This window comes from Bacillus sp. FSL K6-2841 (assembly GCF_037976435.1).
Taxonomy (GTDB): Bacteria; Bacillota; Bacilli; order Bacillales; family Bacillaceae; genus Bacillus; species Bacillus pumilus.
Genome location: NZ_CP150266.1, coordinates 3,251,437 through 3,276,671 on the forward strand (window position 1 = coordinate 3,251,437; position 25,235 = coordinate 3,276,671).

Genomic DNA, 25,235 nt, shown 5'->3' on the forward strand with positions numbered 1-25,235 from the left:
ACTTTGCCTCCTATTCTGTTATACGCTGATGGTGAGTGTATATATTAAAAGATTCTCCTCTGACAAATCCAACTGTCGTGATATTTAATTCTTCTGCCATATTAAGCGCCAGCTCAGTAGGTGCTGATTTTGAGATGACGATTGACACTCCTAGTTTTGCTGCCTTCAATAGAACTTCTGACGATATCCGGCCGCTAAACACAAGAATTTTATCTCTAAGCGGAATCTGATGAAGTAAACAGTATCCATAGATTTTATCTAATGCATTATGTCTTCCTATATCAGTTCTAGTGATGAATAGCTTTTCTGTATCACACAGTCCAGCATTATGCACACCACCAGTATGTTGAAACAATTGACTTTCTTCTTGTAAACATTTCATTAGACGCATACAGGTTTCAGCAGAAATGCTGATTCGATCAATGGCTGTTTTTGCTGTTTTCACATCTTGGAGAAAATAAAAGTGTCTCCCTTTCCCACAGCAAGAACCAATCACCCGCTTTGTAAAATCTGATGATTGAAATCCGCTTAAGTGAACTAATTCAACATAGGCAAAGCCCATACTTTCATCTATTGTAAACCTTTTAATCTCATTTTCAAATCGAATGACTCCTTCTGAAGCTAAAAAACCGATCACCAACTCTTTCAAATGATCTGGTGAACAAACAAGTGTTACAAATTCCTCTCCATTCACGATCACAGTTAAAGGAAATTCTTCTACAACTTCATCTGTTTTGCAAGTAAATTGACCTTCACGGTATTGGTGTATGACTCGTTTCTTTTTAACAGAAGGATTCATTGTATGATCTTCCTTTCAGCACAAATTTAGTTATATGAACCAATCAAATTGTGATATTATTTTAAAAAGTCATAAAAATGTAACATATTTCTATCTTATCAAACTTTTTGATTGCTTTATATGGGGGGAACAAAATGAACAAATCGAAAAATCGCTGGCTCATCGCAACAAGTGCTGTGGGGATTCATTTATCTATTGGGTCTGTTTATGCTTGGAGTGTTTTTACGAATCCTTTACATCAAGCCTTTCAGTGGTCATTGACAGAAATAAGCCTAACCTTCAGTATTGCTATTTTATTTTTAGGATTATCTGCTGCTTTCATGGGACATTTCGTTGAAAGGTATGGTCCAAGGGCATCAGGGCTCTTCTCAGCCATTTTCTTCGGTATCGGAATGACAGGGTCAGGATTCGCTGTCCACATGTCCTCACTCCCTCTCCTCTATTTATTTTATGGTGTACTCGCTGGGATAGGATTAGGGGTAGGTTATATTGCACCTGTATCAACTTTAGTGAAATGGTTTCCGGACCGAAGAGGACTTGCAACTGGCTTAGCTATTATGGGTTTTGGATTTGCGTCTCTTATTTGCAGTCCAATTATCCAATATCTCATTGAAAAAGTAGATATCGCAAATACCTTTTACATTCTTGGAATTTCCTATTTTATGATCATGGTGATTTCATCTCTTTATTTATCACCACCAACACCTGATGACGTCAAACAATTTGACGTGTTAAAAACAAATCAAAGAAAAATCCCTCAGGATTTATCACAGCTTACAGCAAATGAAGCGATCAAAACACGACGTTTTTATTATTTGTGGCTCATGCTCTTTATTAATATCACATGCGGAATTGCCATTATTTCAGTAGCATCGCCTCTTGCTCAAGAAAGTGTTGGATTCACTGCAGGTGCTGCAGCTACCCTTGTTGGCATTTTAGGTGCTTTTAATGGTTTAGGACGGATTGGCTGGGCTTCCTTCTCAGATTATATCGGAAGGCCGAATACGTATACAATTTTCTTTAGTATCCAGCTCATTGCTTTTCCTTTACTTCCCTACTTAAAAGAACCACTCGTCTTTTCAATCGTGATGGCGATCATTTATACGTGCTATGGAGGAGGGTTTGCCTCAATTCCAGCCTATATTGGGGATTTATTTGGCACGAAACAACTTGGTGCCATACACGGTTATATTCTGACAGCTTGGGCAGCTGCTGGTTTAGCAGGACCTTTATTTTCATCCTTTATCCGGGATATAACAGGTAACTACACGCAGAGTCTGATGGTGTTCTCTGGCTTATTTTTCATCGCTTTTATCATATCTCTTCTCATCCGGAAGGATATTCAGCAGCTTAGAGAAACAAACCTTACTGCTACTTCTTCTATCTCATCCCGACCTTAATTTGAATTTGACAGAATCACAATCTAAAGGTAATTTTTAGATATGAAAACGCTTTATATAGTAATAGGAGGGTGATGATATCATGGGGAAAACAAAACATAAGGGGCCTATTAAGCTTAATAAAAAACCCTCACCAAAGCTATGGGCTTCTTTTGCGCCTATGGGACTTGGAAAAGTAAAGCCGAAACACATTCGAGATACGATGAAAGTGGCGTGGGAGAACAAGGATAATCTCCCCTATGCATATCGTATTTTAACGCAAGGCGTGTGTGACGGCTGCGCCCTTGGTGTCTCAGGGTTATATGACCAAACGCTCGCAGGACCTCATATATGCACCACAAGACTAAATGTACTTCGACTTAATACAATGCCAGCTATTGATCCAAAATGGTTTGAAGACATTCAACAGCTCAAACACATGGACAGCACCACTCTTCGCAAACTTGGTCGTATCCCTTATCCACTCATTCGAAAAAAAGGTGACAATGCCTTTACGCGTATTTCTTGGGATGATGCATTAGATCAAATCGCAGCTAAAATCAAATCAATTGATAAACGGCAGCTCGCTTTCTATTTAACAGCTAGAGGAATTACAAATGAAGTCTATTATACCGCTGCGAAGGCAGCTCGCTTTATCGGGACAAATCATATTGATAATGCGTCTCGCATTTGTCATTCACCGAGCAAAACCGCTCTTAAGCGGTCCCTTGGGATAGGAGCCTCCAGCTGTAATTACAACGATTGGATCGGAACAGATGTCTTAATTTTTTGGGGATCTGTCGCAGCAAACAATCAGCCCGTTTCAACTAAATATATGTATGCGGCGAAAAAGAAAGGAACCAAAATTATTGTCATCAATCCGTACAAAGAGCCTGCCATGGAAAAGTACTGGGTTCCCTCTATTCCAGAAAGTGCTTTATTCGGCACAAAAATCGCGGATGATTTCTATCAAGTCAATATAGGCGGCGATATTGCGTTTATGAACGGTGTCATCAAACATTGGTTTGACATGGAGCAGCACGCCCCCCATTCCGCTCTTGATCATGAATTTATTCAAGCTCATACTACCGGCATACAGGATTTACAGCAGCATGTCGCACAATTGAAATGGGAAGACCTAGAGACATCATCAGGCTTATCAAAAGAAAGAATGAAGGAATTTGCCATCCTTCTTGCCAATGCCAATTCAGGCGTTTTCATTTGGAGCATGGGTCTTACTCAGCACCGCTTTGCAACTGATAATATATCACAGGTTGCCAACCTTGCTATGTTACGTGGATTTATTGGCAGGAAACATTGTGGTGTCATGCCAATTCGCGGGCATAGCGGTGTTCAAGGTTCTGGTGAAATGGGTGCTGACCCATTTGTTTTGCCGGGCAGTGATTTTGATGAGGAGAATATTGAAAGAATCGAAAAAATTTGGGGTTTTGACATTCCGAAGTGGCATGGTGACACTATTGGGCAATCATTTGAGAAAATGGCTCTCCCAAAAGAACATCCGCAAAAACTCAAAATGCTGTTTACGAGCGGCGGGAACTTTTTAGAAACGATGCCAAATCCAGATGCGATCGAAAAAGCTTTATCTGAGCTTGAACTTCGTGTCCATCAAGATATCATTTTGAATACCTCTACACTTGTAGAGGCAGAGGAGACGGTAATTGTTCTGCCTGCTATGACAAGGTATGAACAGCCAGGCGGCGGTACATCCACTAGTACGGAACGCATGGTATATTTCAGTCCAGAAATTGAAGGTCCTCGGATTGAGGAAGCCAGAGCAGAATGGGATATTTATATTGATCTTGCAAAAAGAGTACGGCCAGAAGATGCTGAGCTGATTCATTTCGAAACGGCTGAAGACATTCGCCGCGAGATTGCGATCGCAAATCGAAACTATGATGGCATCCAGCATTTACGTCATAAAGGAGACGTTTTTCAATGGGGAGGTGCCTGGCTATGTGAAGACGGAGAGTGTCCAACACCGGACGGCAAAGGACATCTTCTTCCTGCCCAGCTGCCTCAATACCGAAAAACTGAGGGTCATTTTCATATCACGACAAGAAGAGGAAAGCAATTCAACTCCATGATCTATAGTGAAAAGGATGCCTTTAATGGTGGGAAGCGTCATTCTATCTTGATGAATGAAGATGATGCTAAAGAACTTTATGTCAAAGAAGGTGATCCAGTTGTTTTGTTTAATCAATATGGATCCTACCAAGGAGTCGCTCAATTTGGGGAGTTGAAACGTGGCAATATCGCTGTTTACTGGCCTGAAGGGAACGTTTTAATTCCAAAGGGTGTGTATGAGAGCTACTCACAGATTCCCGAATATAATACGGCGGCCATATTAGAAAAAGCTGAAACCTTTCATGCAAGAAAAGACCAGCACTACGTGGAGAAACGAATTGATGAATTAGAAACCACTTTGAATTGATCTTCACCTAAAAAAACAGCTGGGGAAAACAAATCCCCAGCTCCCATTCATATCCTACTGACCAAAAGTGCTCGCTTCACTTTGTAGAATGTGATTCAATTCTTCGGCATTTGCAGCCGGTTGATATTGTCCACCGCCCGCTTTTGCAACAGACTTTAGACTTTTTGCTTCTTTTTCATTCACGTCAAAGCCGATGATATTAACAATGGTGTCAATTCCGCCTTCATGTAGTTCCTTTGCTGCTTGTGAAGGGCTTCCTCCACAAGTTTCTTTACCATCGCTGACGACATAGACAATATTTTTCCCTTCAGCCTGGTGATCTTCAAAATCTTGCTTCGTATCTGTTAATGCTTTTGCAAGTGGTGTCCAGCCGGTTGGTTTATACACATTCAGAGCTTGCTGAAATGTTGATGATTCATATGATCCAAATCCATAAACGGCTTCAGAGCTTCCACAAGAAATTGCTTTTCCAGCATTTTTATTGGTTCCTTCATGACCAAACACACGAAGAAGGACTTGTGTATCATCTGATAAAATACTTGCGAAGCTTTGAATAGAACGTTTGGCGATATCGATTTTCTTTTCGCCTTCAACTGATTGTGCCATGCTGCCGCTTAAATCAAGTAATATCACCACATGAGCTGGCTCCTGTTTTTTTGTCACAGCATGAGCTGGTGAAGAAAGAAGCAGGACAAGGCTAGCCAAAATAGTTAATACAATATTGCGTTTCATTTATAAAAACCTCCCTTTTTACATTTGTACAGAAAAAGAGAAACGAAAGCATACATCAATCGTTTCCCTTTTGTTCAGCAAGTTATTCGTGTAATTTTAATGATTCTGCTGACAGGATAGAACCCATTTCTTTACCAGTGCTTGCTTGGTAGTAATGGCCCTTACCAGCTTTGGCTACTTGCTTTAATTGACCTTCATAGCCATCGTTAAAGTCTAATCCAATGACATTAACAACAGTCGACCCTTTAGAGTTATGCAATTCTTTTGCTACTTTTACTGGATCTCCGCCACAAGTTTCTTCGCCATCAGTGATGAGGTACACAATATGTTTTGTACCATTATTAAGCTGTTCATCCGTTTGCTTTGCATCTTCAAGAGCACGAGCAATCGGTGTCCAGCCATTTGGTCCAAGTCCGTTTAATGAGTTTTCGAAGCTGTCTTTTTCGTAAGGCTGTACGCCATAAACGCCTCTAATGACTTCACATGATTGAGCTTTACCTGAATTTTTGTTGTTTCCTTCAGAGCCAAACAAACTCATACGAATTTTAGCGTCTTTTGGAAGTGACTGAGCAAATTTAAATACCTCTTGTTTAGCGAGGTCAAATTTGCGTTCTCCCTCTACTTTTCTTGCCATGCTTCCACTTGCATCAAGTAAAATGGTGACTCTTACATCTTTGTTATGTTTTTTGACTGTAGATGCTTTTGCAAATACTGGTGAAGAGATTGACATAGATAATGTCAATACAGCTAAGGTTACGAGTGTAAATACTTTTTTCAACATCATTTTTCCTTCCTCCCTATGTATTAAATTGAAACATCTTAATCGTAAAATATTCTGTCTTGGAATGGTATAGGACTCGGTCCCTTTTTCTCTTTCATCAAAATCACTAAAAATCTGTCAGTTGTCTAGATACATTCACCCAACACATCATTTTTTCTCTTGTTTTCTCCTTCTTTCGAGGGGCTTTGTATCGGCCATCGGTGCTTGTCGGGACGTAAATGTTTAAGATTTCCTGAGGTGCGTCTTAAGTCGCAAATTGACACATTCTGTTCAAACCTCTTGAAACACACAAAAAAGATGCCCCATTCTGAGGCACCTTTGCTTTATTTTTTAGCCATATATGTGTTAAGAAAACGATCAGCTGATTCAATTTGAATCCCTTTATAATAATGTTTCACGATAGCATCCACTTTTTTGCCTGACTGTGCCATATAATGCGCACCGTACTGACTCATTCCAACACCATGGCCATACCCTTTTGTCGTGATGATGATTTGCTGGCCTTGGCGTTCCCAAGTAAAGTCCGCTGAATGAAGTCCTAATGACTCTCGAATGTCTCTGCCTGTCAGTGTTTTACCGTTTATTACGGCTTTTGCTACTTGATTACCTGGTGTCCGTTCTACTATCTGTCCTACCTGAGCCTGCTGAGTGAGCGTCACACCTAATTTTTGCTGAAATTCACTAACTGGGATGGTTTTCTTGTTTTGAAATTTTGGCGATTTTTCATCCCATTTACTTGAAACACTTTTCAAATATGGGATTTCATTTTTCCAATAAGCTTCGGCATTTTCCGTTTTCCCGTTACTTGTTGAAAAGAATGAAGCATCAATTGGCTTCTCGTCATAAGTCAGCACTTTTCCTTGTGTGCTGGCAACAGCTTCTGTAACTTTTTTCAACTTCCAATTGTACGCCTTCCCCCAAATTTTCTTGAGTTCCTGCTTGTTTTTATACACCTGGAACATTTGGGTATCATCTACAAGAGAGCCCTTTGGTGATTTGACGGTCTTATCGATAATCATTTGTCTGACGATATACGTTCTTGCGGCGAGTGCCTGTGCCTTGAGTGCTTCCATCTCAAAATCAGCTGGCATTTCAGACGCTACGACACCGATCACATACTCTTCTAAGGGGATGTTTTCTACCTGTTGATGAGCAGAACGATAAACGGGGATAACGACGGGTGATTGCTTCAATTTGACTGTACCCTTCACTTCTTTTTTAACTGATGGCTCCGCTGATACATGCTGGCTTGCCTCCGGTTTCCCTTGAAACGTCGGCAACACAAGTAAAGTTGGAATCATTAAAATAATGATGCATATTCCTGCGATGGTCCATATCATTGGTTTCATATTTGGCTGCCCCCATTTTCATTGAATCTCTTTTATCCTATGGGGAGGGACAAGCTAATATGACAGCTTCTTTCATTCGGTGGACAAGTCTTTTGATGAAGATAAGAGGCTGTTTATCAACTGATTTTACTGTTCGTCTGTATGAATAAAATTTAAGATGATTGGATACACTAATGATAAGCTTTAAAAATAAAGCAATCTATGATTCTAAAAAAAATCAGCATGCCCCATGGACACACTGATTTCTTGATGATTACGCGTTCAGATCTGATACAACTTGTTCTTGTGTCACATCTGCTGTTTCATCGTTTACTCTTTCAATATCTGCACCGATTGCTGCAAGCTTCTGGTGGAAGTTCACATATCCACGATCGATATGCTTCAACTCAGTGACACGTGTATGACCTTCTGCTACTAATCCAGCAAGTACAAGTGCTGCTCCTGCTCTTAAATCAGTCGCTGACACTTCAGCACCTTGAAGTTGAACCGGCCCGTTGATAATAACAGAGCGACCCTCAATTTTAATATCACCATTCATACGGCGGAATTCTTCTGCATGCATAAAGCGGTTTTCAAATACCGTTTCTGTAATCATGCTTGTTCCGTTCGCACGAAGCAATAGCGCCATCATCTGAGATTGCATATCCGTTGGGAAACCAGGATGTGGCATTGTTTTTAGATCAATTGGCTTGAGCTCAGATGGTCCAATGACTCTTAAACCTTCTTCTTCTTCAATGATCTGAATACCCATTTCTTCCATTTTTGCTACAAGTGATGTCATGTGCTCCGGCACTGCGCCTTTCACAAGAACATTTCCTTCTGTAATGGCTGCTGCCACCATGAAAGTACCTGCTTCAATTCTGTCAGGGATGATGTTGTGTTTTGCACCGTGAAGTGTTTCCACACCTTCGATTTTGATTGTACCAGTACCAGCTCCGCGAACTTTACCGCCCATGGCATTGATGTAGTTTGCCAAATCAACAATTTCAGGTTCTTTTGCTACGTTTTCTAAAATCGTTGTTCCTTCAGCTAATGCTGCTGCCATAATGATGTTTTCAGTTGCGCCAACACTTGGGAAATCCAAATAGATTTTCGCACCTTTTAAACGGCCTTTGACTTCAGCCTCGATGAAACCATTTCCTACTTGAATTTTAGCTCCCATTGCTTCAAAGCCTTTTAAATGCTGGTCAATTGGTCTTGAACCAATCGCACAGCCTCCAGGTAATGCAACTCTTGCATGACCTGTTCTTGCTAAAAGTGGTCCCATGACGAGCACAGACGCTCGCATTTTACGGACATACTCAAACGGAGCCTCAGTTTCTAGTGCATGAGATGCATCCACTGATACTTCGTTATTTTCAAAATGTACTTCTGCTCCTAAATGACGTAACACTTCATTGATTGTATATACATCGGAGAGCGTAGGTACATCACAAATTACGCTTTTTTCTGTACTTGCTAACAAAGATGCAGCGATAACTGGTAAAACGGCATTTTTTGCTCCTTCTACTTTAACTGTACCGTTTAACTTTTGACCGCCGCGGACGATGATTTTTTCCAAGGTCTTCCCCTCCGCGTCCCAAATTCTCTATATTAATATTCAGTCGTTACGATTGGTGTGCCAACCGTAATCGTATGATTTTCGTTCATTTCCGAACTTCTGATGGCAATTTGAACATTCATTTTATCATTTGAAGTCATAATGAACTGTTCCCACTTATCTGTGTAAGCGGAAAGCGACACAAAATTAGACTCAACGAGATACTCAACTGGTTTTGCTTGAAATTCATTTCCTAACATTTCAGCTTTTTTTTGCAAAACAACATCCATCATACCATTTACATGACCATCGAGACAAGTAAAAATTACAAATTTCTCTTGTAATATGCTTTTTGCATGACGTACGAACTGATCATATGTATGCTCCCAGGTATTCAGTGGGCGAGCACCTTTTTGCTCATATAATAAATACGACTTTTGATTGGATTTTGTGTCGGTCTTCACGAGTAAAATTTTCGTTAATGTATCATTTTTTTCATCTTTGTAAATTCCTGTGACTTTGGTGACATGTTGTTCTTCTTTTTCGGTCCACTCATACTGTCGTAGTTCGTCTTTGAAACGTTTCACTTTTTTTGAAAATTGTTCGGATGAAATGTTTACATTTGTTTTGGCGTGAAGAGTCCATCCATCTACTTCAATTTGCTGGTTGTTCAGACCTTCTGCTATTTGGGCGAGCGGAGAAGATTCTTCCGCACGAACACCTTGAATCATCAGAACAAAAAAAAGAATAAACGCAAATAATGGCCAACCTTTTATATACTTTCTCACTTCTCATTCCCCCTTGCTACAAGTGTTGCCGCAAGGAGGTCTATGCATACGTGGAAAAGTCATCAAAGGCCATACTTTTGACACTTCTTTTTACGTTCCCGCATAAGGCAGTGACCAAACCTTTTATGTTAGAACATATAAGGGATTTGTCTGGAGAAATTTAAGTAATCAAGGAAGAAATTGCTGACTGCAGATGCAATAGCAATGGTAATGAGCATCATCAGCAATCTTGCCTGAATGATTTTCCCTTTTTTAATTAGTGGGTCAATATTTACGGCAAGCAATGCCCACCATGTAATCGCAATAAAAAACAGGTGGATCACAATACTCACAATTGCTTGTTGTCCTACGTCGTCCATACAGTTGAATCCTCCTTTTATTTATTTCTGTAAAGGAAAACTCCCTTTCATTATATCCGCGAAAATCGGAAAGATGAATCATTTGGAAAAAAGAGCTACATTTAGAGTAAATCCCCTCTTATCCTGGTGCCAAGGAGATGATATACTGCGTGTGGAAGGAGCTGTACACATTGAAAGATTCTTTTCCTGACTTTGTTGATTTGTACGGAGAACTGGTTCCCTCATTTGATCATGAATGGGAGGCCATTGCTTTCTACTTTGATTATAGACAGACACAGCTAGAAGAATTAGCGCAATTGTGTCATTTTCATAACATTTCTTTGGATTATTCTGAGGAGAGCCTGTATCAGTTAGAAACACTTTACTTTGATGCATTTACCAAGCAGTTGTTTGCTGAGTGGAAAATGCCAATAGATGCATTAGAAGCGATGATGAGTGTATATATGGGAGAGGTTGTCCTCCGTCATCATTCTGATGCTGACTGGGTGGTACGTCCTTATATGGACTCTCCGCATCAATATACGCTGGGTTTGCGCCGGCACAATAAAACGTGGCATAGTACGCAGTTTTGCGAGCACTTATATCTTGAAAAACAGGATTCTCACCCGTATGTGTCAATGTACCAATCCCTCATGTCATTCTAAAAAAAATCCTTCTTATCATTGTGATAAGAAGGATTTTCTGTTTTATTTCCCTGCTACATTTAAACGGTTTAACGCCCGTTTTAATGCGAGTTCCGCCCGGCGTACATCACTTTCATTCGGGTGGTTCAAATGCTCTTCAGCACGCTGTTTCGCTGATTTCGCACGGTCGACATCAACTTTATCTGATGTTTCAGCGGCCTGAGCAAGAATGGTTACTTGTTCAGGGCGAACTTCAACAAATCCGCCACTTACTGCAACCAATTCAGTTGATCCACTATGTTTTAAGCGAACTGCACCGATTTTTAGCGGAGCAACCATTGGAACGTGGCCAGCTAAAATACCAAGCTCACCGCTTTCTGCTCTCACACTGACCATTTCCACATCCGCTTGATACACTGGGCCGTCGGGAGTAACGATATTGACTTGAACGGTCTTCATGCTTTTACCCTCCTAAGGACCAGATTAGGCCTCTACACCCATCTCTTTGGCTTTTTCAACCACTTCTTCAATGCGTCCAACTAAGCGGAATGCATCTTCTGGAAGGTGATCGTATTTACCAGATAAGATTTCCTTGAAGCCTTTAACAGTTTCTTTCAATGGCACGTAAGAACCTTTTTGGCCAGTGAACTGCTCTGCTACGTGGAAGTTTTGAGATAGGAAGAATTGAACACGACGCGCTCTATGTACAACAAGCTTATCGTCCTCTGATAATTCATCCATACCTAAAATGGCAATGATATCTTGTAGTTCTTTATAACGCTGCAATGTTTGCTGCACTTCACGCGCAATGGCATAGTGCTCTTCGCCAACGATCTCAGGTGCAAGTGCACGAGATGTTGAAGCAAGAGGATCAACCGCTGGGTAAATACCCATTTCAGTCAGCTTACGCTCAAGGTTTGTCGTTGCATCAAGGTGAGCGAACGTTGTTGCTGGAGCTGGATCCGTGTAGTCATCCGCAGGTACATAGATCGCTTGAATCGATGTAACCGATCCTACGTTTGTAGACGTGATACGCTCTTGCAGCTGACCCATTTCTGTTGCAAGTGTCGGCTGATAACCTACCGCTGAAGGCATACGTCCAAGAAGGGCTGATACTTCAGAACCTGCTTGTGTAAAACGATAGATGTTATCGATGAAGAACAATACGTCTTGACCTAGTTCATCACGGAAATGCTCTGCCATTGTCAAACCAGTTAGGGCAACACGCATACGTGCACCTGGTGGTTCGTTCATTTGTCCGAAGACCATGGCTGTTTTTTCGATAACGCCAGAATCTTTCATTTCGTAGTAAAGGTCGTTTCCTTCACGTGTACGCTCTCCAACACCAGCGAATACAGAAATACCGCCGTGTTCTTGTGCGATGTTGTTGATCAATTCTTGAATCAGAACGGTTTTACCTACACCGGCTCCACCGAATAGACCGATCTTTCCGCCCTTGATGTAAGGAGCAAGAAGATCAACAACTTTAATACCCGTTTCAAGAATTTCAACTTCTGTAGAAAGTTGATCAAAAGAAGGCGCTTGTCTGTGGATTGGATCTCTTTGAGCTTCCACACCAAGTGGCTCATCTAAGTCAATGTTATCTCCCAGTACGTTGAATACACGTCCAAGTGTTACGTTACCAACTGGTACTGAAATTGGTTTTCCAAGGTCTACAGCTTCCATACCGCGCTTCACACCATCTGTTGAAGCCATTGCGATGGTTCTCACTGTATCGTCACCTAAATGTAGTGCTACTTCTAAAGTTAAGTCGATATCAACTTCACTTTCACTTTCCGCTTTATGCGAAACTCTGATCGCATTATAAATCTCAGGCAAGTGACCATCTTCAAAACGAACGTCTACGACTGGTCCCATGATCTGACTGATGCGTCCTGTTTTCATTGCATTCCCTCCTGACAATTATTTCTATTCTAAGGCAGCTGCTCCGCCGACAATTTCTGTAATCTCTTGTGTAATCGCTGCTTGACGAGCACGGTTGTAAGAGAGTGTCAGGCTGTCGATCAATTCCTTTGCGTTGTCTGTTGCACTCTTCATTGCTGTCATTCTTGCAGCATGTTCACTTGCTTTACTGTCAAGAAGCGCACCGAAAATCAAACTCTCTGCATATTGAGGAAGGAGAACTTCAAGAATTTCTTCTTCAGAAGGCTCAAACTCATAAGATGCGGAACGTTTATTAGGTGTCGCTGCGGCCGAAATGTCCGTTAGCGGCAATAATTTCTTTTCTGTTACTTCTTGTGAAATGGCACTGACAAAGTGGTTGTAAAACATGTAAAGTTCGTCAAACGCTTCATCAGAGAACATTTGAACTGTACTGCTTGCTAATTCTTTAATATCAGCAAACGCTACTTCGTCTCCAAGCCCTGTTACTTCAGAAATAACTGGAATACCGCGCTTTTTGAAGAAGTCGCGTCCGATTTTACCAATCACAATTACCGCATATTCATCAGCTGACTGATGACGAGATTGAATGGTTTGGTAAGCGGCACGCAAAATCGAGCTGTTAAAAGGTCCTGCAAGTCCTCGATCAGATGTAATGACGAGATATCCTGTTTTCTTGACAGGTCTTGAAAGAAGCATTGGGTGCTTAGCACTTGTTCCAGTTGCGATTGCAGCAACCACTTCCTGGATTTTCTCCATGTAAGGAACAAAAGACTTCGCATTGTTTTCAGCACGATTCAGTTTCGCAGCTGATACCATTTGCATCGCTTTTGTGATCTGACTCGATTTTTTCGTTGACGTGATCCTTGACTTTATATCGCGTAATGAGGCCAAAGATTTCACCACCTTTTTTCAGGAATCCGTGTTCATTTACGTGAAAAGAGAGAAAAAGAGAATCTTTTTCTCTCGGAAAGATTACTAATTAGTTGCTTGGTGCAAACGTACGTTTAAAGCCTTCGATTGCTGTATTCCACTCTTCATCAGCAGGCATGTTTCCTGTTTGAGAGATCGTGTCAAACAATCCTTTATGGTTTTCTTCAATGTACATGAATAACTCAGCTTCGAAACGTTTGACATCAGCAACCGCAACATCGTCTAAGTATCCTCTTGTGAGTGCATAAAGAATCGCTACTTGTTTTTCAACTTTAAGCGGTTTGTTCAAGTCTTGTTTTAAGACTTCAACAGTTCTAGCACCACGGTTTAATTTTGCTTGAGTCGCTTGGTCTAGATCAGATCCAAATTGAGCGAATGCTTCAAGCTCACGATAAGAAGCAAGATCCAGACGAAGTGTACCTGCTACCTTTTTCATCGCTTTGATTTGTGCAGAACCACCTACACGGGATACAGACAATCCTGCGTTTACTGCTGGACGTACGCCTGAGAAGAAGAGGTCAGATTGTAAGAAGATCTGTCCATCTGTGATTGAAATAACGTTTGTTGGGATATATGCAGAGATATCACCAGCTTGCGTTTCTACGAAAGGCAATGCTGTGATAGAACCGCCACCCTTTGCGTCACTAAGCTTCGCTGCACGCTCTAATAAACGAGAGTGAAGATAGAAAACATCACCAGGGAATGCCTCACGACCTGGAGGACGACGAAGCAATAATGAAAGCTCACGGTAAGCTGCCGCTTGTTTAGAAAGGTCATCATATACAACAAGTACGTGCTTGCCGTTATACATGAATTCCTCACCCATCGTTACACCTGCATAAGGAGCAAGGTAAAGAAGTGGAGCGGGCTGTGATGCAGAAGCTGTGACTACAATTGTGTAATCAAGCGCACCATGCTTACGAAGTGTTTCAACAACACCACGAACCGTTGATTCTTTTTGTCCGATCGCTACATAAATACAGATCATGTCTTGATCTTTTTGGTTAAGGATCGTATCAATTGCAACAGATGTTTTACCTGTTTGACGGTCACCAATGATCAATTCACGCTGTCCGCGTCCGATTGGAATCAAGGCATCAATTGCTTTAATTCCTGTTTGAAGCGGCTCATGTACAGATTTACGATCCATAACGCCTGGTGCTTCACTTTCGATTGGACGAGTTTTGCTTGTTAAAATTGGACCTAGTCCATCAACAGGCTGACCAAGTGGGTTCACAATACGTCCGATTAACTCTTCACCTACTGGAACCTCCATGATACGACCTGTACGTTTTACATCGTCACCTTCGCGGATATCTTTGTAAGGTCCTAAAATAACGATACCTACGTTAGACTCCTCAAGGTTTTGAGCCATACCCATTACACCGTTAGAGAACTCAACAAGCTCTCCTGCCATAATGTTGTCAAGGCCATGTACACGCGCGATACCGTCCCCTACTTGGATGACTGTACCGACATCTTTTACTTCAATTTCAGATTGATAGTTTTGGATTTGCTGCTTTATCAGCGCGCTAATCTCTTCAGCTTTGATACTCACTAAGGTTTCACCCCTTCTAACGATTTTCGCCTGCAAGCTGACGTTCAATGCGGGAAAGCTTTCCGCTGACACTGCCGTCATAAATGCGGTTTCCGATACGGATTTTCACTCCGCCTATTAGATCCTTGTCAATCACATTTTCAACACGCAGTGATGTGACTCCGGCTTTTTTGGCAAATACTTCAGATAAAGATTGAATTTCAGCACCGCTCAGCGGTTTCACTGAATACACGATCGCATCGTCTATTTGTTTCGTGCGGTTTGCAAGTTTCACAAACTCAGACGTCATCTCAGAGAAAATGTTCGTGCGTCCTCGGTCAATCAATAAATACATTGTGTGCAATACATGTGTCGAAACACCTTTGAAAGCTTCTGCAATCAAATGTTTCTTTTTGTCTGCCGTAATCTTTGGATGAACAAGAAAGTCATTCAACTCTTGGTCAGCCTTTAGAACTTTTTTGATCTCATTCAGCTCTTTTTCAGTTTCGTCTACTGCCGAAGAAGCAAGAACGATGTCAAAAAGAGCAGAAGCGTAACGCTTAGAGACAATAGTCACGCTCATCGGCTTTCGCCTGCCTCTTTAAGATACTCTTGAATCAATTTCTCTTGTGCTTGCTCATCAAGTTCTCTTTCAATCACTTTAGATGCAATAAGTACAGATAGTGATGCAACCTGCTCGCGCAGTGCAGCCACAGCTTGTTCTTTTTCTTTCACGATTTCAGTTCTAGCTGACTCTTTCAAGCGCTCTGACTCTTGACGTGCTGCTTGAATGATCTCTTCTTTTTGTTTCTCACCAATCTTTTTCGCATTTTCGATGAGTGTATGTGATTCTTCGCGTGCTTCTTTCAATAAGACACGTTGTTCTTCAAGAAGCTTTTCAGCTTGAACGTGCTTTTGTTCAGCACTTGAAATTTCGTTTAAAATATAATCTTCACGCTGCTTCATAATCCCTAATAAAGGCTTTAGCGCAAATTTCTTTAAAAGTGCAAGCAGGATGAGCATAGTTATAAGTTGGAAAAGTATATCCCCACCTGTAAATAAACCAGCACCCGCTCCTAGTACCACTGGTAACTGTGACATCTTTGTTAGACAACTCCCTTCTTAAATAATATGTTAAGAAACAAAACATAAAGGAATGGCGAAGTTTCGAACAAATCTGATCTTCGCCATTAAAATTCATATTTGAGCGCTTCTCACATATTAACCAAAGAATGCCAAGAATGCGATAACGACAGCGATAATTGGAAGTGCCTCAACTAAAGCAACCCCGATGAACATAAGTGTTCTTAGTTCTCTACCAGCTTCTGGCTGACGAGCGATTCCTTCAACTGTTTTAGATACGATTAGACCGTTACCAATACCTGCTCCTAGTGCTCCCAAACCGATTGCAATTGCTGCTGCTATTAAATTCATTAAAAAGCTCCTCCTTTAAAATAACGTCCTTTTTGGACTCTCAATTTTTTAGTGTTCGTCGCTGACTTTATGGGAAATGTATACCATTGCCAGCATAGTGAAGATAAATGCTTGAATTGTTCCGACAAACAAACTGAATGCCTGCCATACAATCATCGGCACGATGGCTCCTAATGTACCAATTATACCAAGCGCAATGTTTTGCGAGTAAAAATTGGTCGCAAGCCCTGCAAGCAAACCAAGAAGAATCTCTCCAGCAAAAATATTTCCATAAAGACGCAAACCAAGTGTTAGCGTGTTTGCAAATTCTTCAATGATTTTTAGTGGAACTAGATATGGGATTGGCTTGAAGAAGTCTTTCGTATATTCCTTTACTCCTTTTGCCTTGACACCGTAGTAATGTGTCAAACCCATAACCATAATTGCTAGTGTCATTGTAATTCCAGGATCTGCTGTTGGTGATTTCCACCATAAATTGTTATCGATTGTAACCGAAAATGGCAGTCCAAGCATGTTTGAAACAAATATGTACATGAGTAATGTAACGCCTAGCGCTAGAAATGGGGCTCCTGTTTTCATGTCCATCGAACTACCTATGATATTTCGAACAAAATCAACAATCCATTCCATGAAGTTCTGCGCCTTTGTCGGACGTATAGACAGAACACGAGTAGTCAGCACCGCTATGAGAAGAACGATGATACTAGCAATCGTAATCATGAGAACATTGGATAAGTTGAACGTTAACCCTAAAAATTCTGTCGTTTTTGAACTGTGACCCAAAGAGTATTCACCTCTCTTCCATAGTAGAACGTTTAAGTTGAATGAAGGAATCTATCATAATGACAGGATATATTGTCATTAATCCTATAACAACACCTGCCAGATGAACTTCATTAGGGTAACGCCAAGCAATCGCTACTGCGAGAATTGCGTTGGCCCACCTGGCTGTACTTCCCATTGAACGAATGGATTTTCCTTTTTTAACCGCTCGATCAAAAGCGTGCATTCTCCGTATAAGAAGGAATAAATTAAAGAAAGCAAAAATTGTGCCGATAATCAAACCAAGAAACAGTGGTTTAAAACCAGGCATGGCATAGCCAAACACAAAAATTGCCAATAGATAGAACATGTATTTACTCTGTCTGCGGAAAATCGCGTTTGGATCGTTCATTCATCTGACTCCCGATGAAAAATATTGTAAAAAAGGTGATAAATGGTGATGAAAACTGCGTAGAAGACGCTTATGATAAGCAGTCCTGTTCGAAAAAAATCAATCACCCATCGGTCTAATTGCACAATCAGACTTGAAATCTAAAGATCTATGGGATGTTGCTTCATTCGCTGATACAAACCCTGATAATTAAAGGGTTCACAATGAGGATTAGTAGAGTGCTATAGGCTATGAAAACCTTACCATAATACCCTCGTTTAGCATACAATAGCGTCTATGATGTGTCAATCCGTTGAAAGTTAAAAAACTTTTCTATAATGATAGAGCACACAAAATGTTCACAATTTCATCAAACTTTAGGAGACACATGACATTCATTGAAAAAAACAGCTAATGTTCAGTATACATTGATTTTTCTAAGAACGATATCAACCGTTTGTCATATATTTCAAAAAGCCCACATGCACGTTTGCATGTGGGCTTTTATTAAAACATGTTATTTCGTTCCATACATACGGTCACCGGCATCACCAAGACCTGGAATAATGTAACCTTTTTCGTTTAATTTCTCATCTAATGCTGCAATGTAGATATCAACGTCAGGATGATGCTTTTGCATTTCTTCTACACCTTCAGGAGCAGCAATCAGACACATGAAGCGAATGTTTTTCGCCCCGCGTTTTTTCAAACTGTTCAATGCTTCGACTGCTGAACCTCCAGTTGCAAGCATTGGATCTACTACGATAAATTCACGCTCTTCCACATCAGATGGAAGCTTCACATAATATTCAACAGGCTTTAATGTTTTCGGATCACGGTATAAACCGACATGTCCCACTTTAGCAGCTGGAATGAGTTTTAAAATCCCGTCCACCATTCCAAGACCAGCTCTTAAAATTGGCACAACACCGAGTTTCTTCCCTGAGATCACGTTTGATTTCGCTACTTGTACAGGTGTTTCTACATCTACCTCTTCAAGCGGTAAGTCTCTTGTGATTTCAAATGCCATTAATGTTGCGACTTCATCCACTAGCTCTCTAAATTCTTTTGTTCCTGTATGAACGTCACGAATATATGTAAGTTTGTGTTGAATAAGCGGGTGATCAAATACATAAACCTTTGCCATAGCTTGCTACAACTCCTTTTCTGTCATCTTCCGGTGAACTTTGCACACTTCCTACAATTCTACATAAAAAGACATCATCTTTCAATATGATTCGCAAATCCTACAAAAAAAACCCACATGCCAAAAATAGGCAAATGGGTCTGCTTTTTAATAATCTAATTCGTTATATAGAGGGAAGCGGGCAGTTAGATCAGATACACGCTTTTTCGATTCTTCTAATTTCGCTTCATCTTCATGATGTTTTAGAGCAAGCGCAATAATGGAACCGACTTCTTTCATTGCTTCTTGATCGAAACCGCGGCTTGTCACTGCTGCTGTACCAACACGTACACCACTTGTGACAAAAGGTTTTTCTGGATCATAAGGAATCGCATTTTTGTTCACTGTAATACCGATTTCATCAAGAACATTTTCTGCAATTTTCCCTGTGATGCCAAGAGAACGTAAGTCGATAAGAACAAGATGGTTATCCGTTCCACCAGACACAAGCTGAATATCTTCAGATAAAAGGGTTTCAGCTAGCTGCTTTGCATTGTCAATGACGTTTTGTGCATATGTTTTAAAATCTCCGTTCAATACTTCACCGAAAGAAACAGCTTTTGCAGAGATGACATGCATCAGCGGTCCACCTTGAATACCAGGGAAGATCGATTTGTCGATCTTTTTCCCAAACTCTTCACGGCATAGAATCATTCCGCCGCGAGGTCCACGCAATGTTTTATGAGTCGTCGTTGTCACAAAATCTGCATAAGGAACTGGATTTGGATGAAGACCTACTGCAACAAGACCTGCAATGTGAGCCATGTCGACCATAAAGTAAGCACCGACTTCATCCGCAATCTCACGGAACTTTTTGAAATCAATTTGACGTGGGTATGCACTTGCACCCGCAACAATTAGCTTTGGCTTATGTTCACGTGCTTTTTCAAGTACATCTTGATAGTCGATATGCTGCGTTTCTTTATCAACACCATATTCTACAAAGTTGTACTGTACACCACTAAAGTTAACAGGGCTTCCGTGTGTTAAATGCCCGCCATGTGACAAGTTCATACCTAGCACTGTATCGCCATGCTCAAGAATGGTAAAGTATACGGCCATATTCGCTTGAGCACCTGAGTGAGGCTGTACGTTCACATACTCAGCACCAAAAATTTCTTTTGCGCGGTCACGTGCGATATCTTCTACAACGTCTACATGTTCACAGCCGCCATAGTAGCGTTTACCAGGGTAACCTTCTGCATATTTGTTTGTTAATACAGAGCCTTGTGCTTCCATGACTGCTTCGCTTACAAAGTTTTCTGATGCAATTAATTCAATTTTGTCCTGCTGGCGTTTCCGCTCTAGTTGAATTGCCTTGAATACTTGTGCGTCTTGCTCAGGTAAATGTTTCATCAGCGAAATCCTCTCCAATCTATTTCCATTCGATGTTTTCACCATCTCATTGTACACGGTTTTTGAGTGAAATGTAAAAGTTTTTTTGGGAAATCGACTTCTTTTTTTATGAAAACCCGAATATTCAAGTGGTAAAGCGCCTTCATCATTCAACATTATATTAGAAATATATCTAAGCTATGATCTTGTATAAACCGCTCGTTCTCCGCCAATCAGCTTCGGACGCGTTTTCGCAAACGTCACATGTGCATGCCCTAATTGATGGCGACTGAGGCGAACAGGTACAGCGACTCTCTTTAGATGCATCCCAATCAATGTATCACCGATATCAATTCCAGCATGCGCCTCGATGGATTCAACTAACACAGGATGTTCCATATGCTGATACGCATGAGCCGCCATCGAACCACCCGCCTTTCGGACAGGTACTGCCGCCACAATCTCTAGGTTAAGCCGGAAAGCCACTTCTTCTTCCACAACAAGAGCACGATTCAAATGCTCACAGCACTGGAAAGCCAGCTCAATGCCGGTCTCTCGTCTTAACTGATCCAATTCTTGATAAATGGACGCAGCTATTTGCTCACTTCCTGCTGTCCCAATATGCTCACCAGCCACTTCTGATGTACTGCAGCCGATCACTAAAATTTGCCCAGCACGCAGTTCAACCATTTGATGAAACTCTTTTAACATTTCAAGCCAATCTTGACCAATGTTCATGTTAAGCGCTCCTTATAGGTGCTTTTCTTCGTAATCAGCAATCTTACCAATCCGTACAGCATGTCGTCCTGCCGTAAATTCTGTTGTCAGCCAAATATGCGCAATTTCACGTGCTAATCCAGGTCCAATAACTCGTTCTCCCATTGCAAGGACGTTTGTATCATTATGTTCTCTAGTTGCTTTCGCACTAAATGTATCATGCGCCAGCGCACAGCGAATTCCTTTTACTTTGTTTGCTGAGATACTCATACCAATGCCTGTCCCGCAAATTAAAATGCCGCGGTCCACTTCTCCGTTAGCCACCATGTTAGCTACAGGAAAAGCATAATCTGGGTAGTCTACAGAACCTGATCCACATTCACAACCCATATCAATGTATTCAATCTTCAATTCATCCATCAATTGTTTGATTTCTTCACGAATATTCGTTCCGCCGTGATCGGATGCAATAGCTACTTTCATCGGGCAATTCCTCCTAAGGGTGAGTTGATCTGTTATGCCTTACATTTATTCTTTATTTACAGTTATATTTTAACCTCTGCTTAGTCATTTGCAAACAAAAGCAGAAAAACCGTTGATGCAACGGTTTTTACAGGTTGTCCATTATGAGGATGTCTGATCCTTTTTCAATTTCTCAGCCAGCTGCTGAAGCAATGCTTCAAGTTCATCACGTGTTTCCTGATAAACAGACAGGCTTCCTCCAAATGGATCGGATACATCGCCTTCTGCCCCTGTCGCAAATTCCTTTAGAGTGAAGATCTTGTCTTTTGCATGTGCATATTGCTCCACAATCAACTGTTTATGCTGCATGGTCATGGTGAAGACGTAATCAGCTTCTCGCAGAAGATCCTCTGTTAGTTTTGCTGAAGAGTGATTCAGTGGAATGCTTTTCTCAAATAATGCTTCGACCGCTTGAGGAGAAGCCTTCCCAGCATCTGAGGCAAAAATGCCCGCTGATTTAACAGTGACCTCTAAACCTTTATCTTGTGCAATTGAAGCAAAAAGGGCTTGAGCCATCGGACTTCTGCATGTATTTCCCGTACAAACAAATAAGATTTTCATCTTTCGCCCTCCTTTTCTTCTATTATATAGCATTTCATTCTACATGTTATGTAAGGAGACTGACTAGAGCGGAAATAATAATTTGATACCAAAGGCTAGTAAAATGATTCCGCCAAGCGCCCCGCTATATGATCCCACCCATGATCGAACCTGTTTACCGAGTAATAACCCAAGCCATGTGAGGATCATACTAAAAAAACCAAACAATAAAATGGTCATCCATACGTGAGAACCGTAAATTCCGAGGCTTAAGCCAACGGAAAAACTATCTAAGCTGACACTTGTTGCGAACAGAACAAGACCAGCGCCAACAGGTGCGATAAATGGTTTATCTTCTTTTCGAATAGACGCAATGATCATTTGCAGCCCGAGCACCAAAAGCAGCGCCCCGCCTATATAGGTAGCAAGGAGACCGAGCCAGCCTGATAGGAGCTGACCTGTTAGCATACCAAAAAGCGGCATAAACATATGAAATATACCAATGACAAGTCCAATATAAATGATCTGGCGGAACCTCAGCTGAATCATTCCCATGCCAAGTCCAACCGAAAAAGCATCCATCCCCAGTGCAAAAGCCATGATACTGAGCGTCAGCAATTCGCCAGCTAGTTCGTACATGTAAATCCCCCTTGGACACGCATTCTCCTTTAACCTATGTTTGTCCAAGAAGGGTTAGAACTATTTGAATGAAGAGAGAGTGCGCTCTCCTGCCGCTTTTTGCAGACGGTTCATAATTGCTGAACCAACCCCCTGCTCTGAAAAGGCTTCTGAAATAATGACATCTACATCTGTCTCATCAAATTGTCTCAATACACGATATAAGTTTGCCGCTATCGTTTCAGGTTTTTCTCTCCATCCACAGCTGAAGACAACATCTGCAGCAAACAACGATTTCTTTTCTTCTGTTGTCAGCACACCAACTTTTAAACCTTCCGCCTGGTATGTTTGAATGTGACGCTGCATCTCTTCATCACTTCCAAAAAAGAGATACATCTTAGCTTCAGGGGCATAGTGTGTGTATTTCATCCCTGGCGATACAGGCGCTTCGTCCTTTTTTGTCAGCCCCGGGTCAATACTGACCGTTCCTACTATCTCTTCTAATGCTTCTTTTGTAATTCCGCCAGGCCTTAGGATGACTGGAATCTCATCGACACAGGAGACAACCGTTGACTCAACGCCAATACCCGTTGAACCACCATCGATAATCCCAGCGATTCTTCCATCGAGATCACTCGCTACATGGTCAGCTTGTGTCGGAGATGGTTTGCCTGAACGGTTGGCACTTGGTGCGGCAATCGGCAGACCAGCCGTTCGGATAAGCTCAAGCGCAATCGGATGGTCAGGCATTCTCACACCGACCGTGGATAAACCTGCCGTGACCTGCTTTGATAAAGTGCCAGGCTTACACGAAAGAACAATGGTTAAAGCACCCGGCCAAAAGGCTTCCATCAATGCCTTTGCTTTTTCGCTTTCTATTTGTGCAAATTCATGAAGCTGCTCAACCTCCGCAATGTGGACAATCAATGGATTATCACTTGGACGCCCTTTCGCTTCATAAATTTTCATGACAGCTTCTGTCTCTTTCGCATTAGCCCCTAGTCCATACACCGTTTCTGTCGGAAAAGCGACCACTTCGTTTTGCTGCAATAACAACGCTGCCTGTTCAATTTGTGGATAGAATGTGGATAAATCCTTTTCTAAATCCACAGACCATCTTTTTGTATTTAACATCATACAAACTCCTTTTAAAAAAGATAAAACTGTTGATATATCTCAATTATCCTTTTGAAAGTATAAAAGATGATGGTCAATAAAACAAGCATTGTCCACAATTTGTGGATAACGCTTGTTTAACGGTGGATAAGTATGTGTATAAGTTCAATATATTGTGATTAACTGGATTTTTTTTGAAGAACCACAGCCTGTTCTTTCGCCAAGAACTCTTTTGCATGTGCAGATCCCCACATGCTTTCTGGAATATCCTCTAAGGCCGTGAAGCCCATCAATGTCAAAAAATCATACGAGGAGGAGTGGTTGGCAACGACATAAAACGTATCCACACCTATTTTCCCTCCGAGCGTTTGAACACTTTGGAACAAAGACACGATATGTCCCTGACCTAATTTATCTGATATGACAAGAGACCGCAGCAGGCCCTCTTGTTCACTAAGCTGTTCAAGACCTAAACACCCTGCCAGCTGACCGTCCGCATCTTCCATGACAACAAATGTCGTATGCTCTGCAAGTGTGACGCCGCCTTTCGCTTGTCCTTTTTCAAGAAAAGCATTGATCGCTGGAGCATCTTCTTCTGTGGCTATTCTTAACTGATAATACATGCTTTCACCTCTTTTTGATCTCTTACTTCAACTCTATGAGGCAAAAACAGATTTATACCTTTTTTAGGAGAAAAGACTAGAGACCCATTCGAATAAAAAGAATTTCACTTCCCCCGTCTCTTCTTTCTCTTCTTTGACCACTTCATTCACAGACTCATCTGTTTGCTGGGCTGTCACTTCGTTATCTTCATCACCCTCTGGCGATGCAATGGCTTCTCCATTTGAAAAATCGATAAAGCAGAGCGGCGGGAATAACACACACCACCAATTGGCTCCATCCCCTTCTCCAAGCGTAATTAAAATGGCTTCATATTTCCCAGCAGGATAAACGAAATTTCCATAGAGCTTTGTTGGAAATGAAGCTTTTTGGAAGCTGACTGATACGGATTGATCAATGTGCTGCTCTTTCAATTTCGCTTTGGCAATACGATTGATTTCTGGTAACTTGGAACGAATCACACGTCTTGCTTCTTCAATGGATGTAAGGTCTTTGACCCATTCCGTCATATTAGCATTGACTTCGTCACGGATGCTTCTTTTCACATCCTGATCTGCTGAACGATCACTATTTGCTAAAATGCGTAATCGAATGGCTTCATCGGGTATCACCACAGGCTGATTTGCAGAAGCAGCCGCTGTCTCCTCCTTGCCAAGGTTTGCAAAAGCACCGCATAATAATAGAAACATATAAAGACAAATCATCATTTTACTTTTAAACATGATGTGTTCCCCCCACTTTTTCTCTTCGCTACAAACATTGTGTCCAGAAAACCCATCTCATAAACAGGAAAAATGATTTTTTTAATAGATTATGAGT

28 protein-coding genes are annotated in these 25,235 nt (G+C 41.3%); 3 read left to right on the plus strand and 25 right to left on the minus strand.

The window, feature by feature from the left end:
* Positions 1–10: 10 nt before the first annotated feature.
* Positions 11–799: a formate dehydrogenase accessory sulfurtransferase FdhD gene (gene fdhD, locus MHH68_RS16665; RefSeq protein ID WP_339164222.1), complete on the minus strand. Its 789-nt coding sequence runs from the start codon at positions 797–799 to the stop codon at positions 11–13.
* A 134-nt stretch (positions 800–933) separates the two neighbouring features.
* Here fdhD and MHH68_RS16670 point away from each other — a divergent pair, with 134 nt between their 5' ends.
* Positions 934–2,199: an OFA family MFS transporter gene (locus tag MHH68_RS16670; protein ID WP_058013483.1), complete on the plus strand. Its 1,266-nt coding sequence runs from the start codon at positions 934–936 to the stop codon at positions 2,197–2,199.
* Between the two features lie 82 nt (positions 2,200–2,281).
* Positions 2,282–4,630, plus strand: a complete 2,349-nt coding sequence (locus MHH68_RS16675) for an FdhF/YdeP family oxidoreductase (RefSeq protein ID WP_268497452.1) — start codon at positions 2,282–2,284, stop codon at positions 4,628–4,630.
* 54 nt (positions 4,631–4,684) lie between these two features.
* Here MHH68_RS16675 and MHH68_RS16680 read toward each other — a convergent pair whose 3' ends face one another.
* The 6 genes from MHH68_RS16680 to MHH68_RS16705 form a co-directional block, all read right to left on the minus strand.
* Complete coding sequence (locus MHH68_RS16680; RefSeq protein WP_058013481.1) at positions 4,685–5,362, minus strand: VWA domain-containing protein; 678 nt, start codon at positions 5,360–5,362, stop codon at positions 4,685–4,687.
* Positions 5,363–5,444: 82 nt separating this feature from the next.
* Positions 5,445–6,143, minus strand: coding sequence for a VWA domain-containing protein (locus MHH68_RS16685; RefSeq protein ID WP_081042276.1), 699 nt, complete (start codon positions 6,141–6,143; stop codon positions 5,445–5,447).
* 323 nt (positions 6,144–6,466) lie between these two features.
* Positions 6,467–7,492 carry a stage II sporulation protein D gene (spoIID, locus tag MHH68_RS16690; protein ID WP_339164227.1) on the minus strand — a complete coding sequence of 342 codons (1,026 nt, stop codon included), beginning with the start codon at positions 7,490–7,492 and terminating at the stop codon, positions 6,467–6,469.
* Positions 7,493–7,745: 253 nt separating this feature from the next.
* On the minus strand, positions 7,746–9,053 hold the full coding sequence (murA, locus tag MHH68_RS16695) for a UDP-N-acetylglucosamine 1-carboxyvinyltransferase (RefSeq protein WP_034660278.1): 1,308 nt from the start codon (positions 9,051–9,053) through the stop codon (positions 7,746–7,748).
* A 32-nt stretch (positions 9,054–9,085) separates the two neighbouring features.
* Positions 9,086–9,820 carry a YwmB family TATA-box binding protein gene (locus MHH68_RS16700; protein WP_339164229.1) on the minus strand — a complete coding sequence of 245 codons (735 nt, stop codon included), beginning with the start codon at positions 9,818–9,820 and terminating at the stop codon, positions 9,086–9,088.
* A gap of 128 nt (positions 9,821–9,948) precedes the next feature.
* Positions 9,949–10,179, minus strand: a complete 231-nt coding sequence (locus tag MHH68_RS16705) for a DUF1146 family protein (protein ID WP_339164231.1) — start codon at positions 10,177–10,179, stop codon at positions 9,949–9,951.
* Positions 10,180–10,349: 170 nt separating this feature from the next.
* Between MHH68_RS16705 and MHH68_RS16710 the strand changes: the two genes are divergently transcribed.
* On the plus strand, positions 10,350–10,823 hold the full coding sequence (locus MHH68_RS16710; RefSeq protein WP_034620330.1) for a hypothetical protein: 474 nt from the start codon (positions 10,350–10,352) through the stop codon (positions 10,821–10,823).
* Positions 10,824–10,865: 42 nt separating this feature from the next.
* Here the strand turns inward: MHH68_RS16710 and MHH68_RS16715 are convergent, their stop codons facing one another.
* The 18 genes from MHH68_RS16715 to spoIIR all read right to left on the minus strand — a co-directional run bounded on the left by MHH68_RS16715 (position 10,866) and on the right by spoIIR (position 25,138).
* A complete protein-coding gene (locus tag MHH68_RS16715; protein ID WP_003214592.1) occupies positions 10,866–11,261 on the minus strand; it encodes a F0F1 ATP synthase subunit epsilon in 396 nt (131 codons plus the stop codon).
* Between the two features lie 24 nt (positions 11,262–11,285).
* Positions 11,286–12,707: a F0F1 ATP synthase subunit beta gene (gene atpD / locus MHH68_RS16720; protein ID WP_012011546.1), complete on the minus strand. Its 1,422-nt coding sequence runs from the start codon at positions 12,705–12,707 to the stop codon at positions 11,286–11,288.
* A 24-nt stretch (positions 12,708–12,731) separates the two neighbouring features.
* Entirely contained in the window at positions 12,732–13,598 is an 867-nt protein-coding gene (locus tag MHH68_RS16725; RefSeq protein WP_012011547.1) for a F0F1 ATP synthase subunit gamma, read from the minus strand.
* An 88-nt stretch (positions 13,599–13,686) separates the two neighbouring features.
* Complete coding sequence (gene atpA / locus MHH68_RS16730; protein ID WP_012011548.1) at positions 13,687–15,195, minus strand: F0F1 ATP synthase subunit alpha; 1,509 nt, start codon at positions 15,193–15,195, stop codon at positions 13,687–13,689.
* Between the two features lie 16 nt (positions 15,196–15,211).
* Positions 15,212–15,757: a F0F1 ATP synthase subunit delta gene (locus MHH68_RS16735; RefSeq protein ID WP_012011549.1), complete on the minus strand. Its 546-nt coding sequence runs from the start codon at positions 15,755–15,757 to the stop codon at positions 15,212–15,214.
* The gene (atpF, locus tag MHH68_RS16740) at positions 15,754–16,275 is read right to left on the minus strand and encodes a F0F1 ATP synthase subunit B (RefSeq protein ID WP_113767797.1); all 522 of its coding nucleotides are present in this window, start codon (positions 16,273–16,275) and stop codon (positions 15,754–15,756) included. Before atpF ends, MHH68_RS16735 begins: the two co-directional genes overlap by 4 nt.
* Before the next feature lie 120 nt (positions 16,276–16,395).
* Positions 16,396–16,608 carry a F0F1 ATP synthase subunit C gene (gene atpE / locus MHH68_RS16745; protein ID WP_003214968.1) on the minus strand — a complete coding sequence of 71 codons (213 nt, stop codon included), beginning with the start codon at positions 16,606–16,608 and terminating at the stop codon, positions 16,396–16,398.
* Between the two features lie 48 nt (positions 16,609–16,656).
* Positions 16,657–17,391, minus strand: a complete 735-nt coding sequence (gene atpB, locus MHH68_RS16750; protein ID WP_113767798.1) for a F0F1 ATP synthase subunit A — start codon at positions 17,389–17,391, stop codon at positions 16,657–16,659.
* 7 nt (positions 17,392–17,398) lie between these two features.
* The gene (locus tag MHH68_RS16755; protein WP_003215321.1) at positions 17,399–17,782 is read right to left on the minus strand and encodes an ATP synthase subunit I; all 384 of its coding nucleotides are present in this window, start codon (positions 17,780–17,782) and stop codon (positions 17,399–17,401) included.
* Between the two features lie 496 nt (positions 17,783–18,278).
* A complete protein-coding gene (upp, locus tag MHH68_RS16760; RefSeq protein WP_003214553.1) occupies positions 18,279–18,908 on the minus strand; it encodes a uracil phosphoribosyltransferase in 630 nt (209 codons plus the stop codon).
* Positions 18,909–19,055: 147 nt separating this feature from the next.
* Positions 19,056–20,303, minus strand: coding sequence for a serine hydroxymethyltransferase (glyA, locus tag MHH68_RS16765; RefSeq protein ID WP_339164234.1), 1,248 nt, complete (start codon positions 20,301–20,303; stop codon positions 19,056–19,058).
* A gap of 177 nt (positions 20,304–20,480) precedes the next feature.
* On the minus strand, positions 20,481–21,020 hold the full coding sequence (locus MHH68_RS16770) for a TIGR01440 family protein (protein WP_058013477.1): 540 nt from the start codon (positions 21,018–21,020) through the stop codon (positions 20,481–20,483).
* Positions 21,021–21,032: 12 nt separating this feature from the next.
* Positions 21,033–21,482: a ribose 5-phosphate isomerase B gene (gene rpiB, locus MHH68_RS16775; RefSeq protein ID WP_003214714.1), complete on the minus strand. Its 450-nt coding sequence runs from the start codon at positions 21,480–21,482 to the stop codon at positions 21,033–21,035.
* A 141-nt stretch (positions 21,483–21,623) separates the two neighbouring features.
* Complete coding sequence (locus tag MHH68_RS16780) at positions 21,624–22,082, minus strand: low molecular weight protein arginine phosphatase (protein WP_061409856.1); 459 nt, start codon at positions 22,080–22,082, stop codon at positions 21,624–21,626.
* A gap of 63 nt (positions 22,083–22,145) precedes the next feature.
* On the minus strand, positions 22,146–22,700 hold the full coding sequence (locus MHH68_RS16785; RefSeq protein ID WP_012011556.1) for a manganese efflux pump MntP family protein: 555 nt from the start codon (positions 22,698–22,700) through the stop codon (positions 22,146–22,148).
* A 60-nt stretch (positions 22,701–22,760) separates the two neighbouring features.
* The gene (locus MHH68_RS16790; protein WP_339164236.1) at positions 22,761–23,813 is read right to left on the minus strand and encodes an L-threonylcarbamoyladenylate synthase; all 1,053 of its coding nucleotides are present in this window, start codon (positions 23,811–23,813) and stop codon (positions 22,761–22,763) included.
* 161 nt (positions 23,814–23,974) lie between these two features.
* Positions 23,975–24,418 (minus strand): general stress acyl- n-acyltransferase, encoded by a 444-nt coding sequence (locus MHH68_RS16795; protein WP_339164238.1) that lies wholly within the window; start codon positions 24,416–24,418, stop codon positions 23,975–23,977.
* Positions 24,419–24,481: 63 nt separating this feature from the next.
* Complete coding sequence (gene spoIIR, locus MHH68_RS16800) at positions 24,482–25,138, minus strand: stage II sporulation protein R (RefSeq protein WP_058013473.1); 657 nt, start codon at positions 25,136–25,138, stop codon at positions 24,482–24,484.
* Positions 25,139–25,235: the final 97 nt, after the last annotated feature.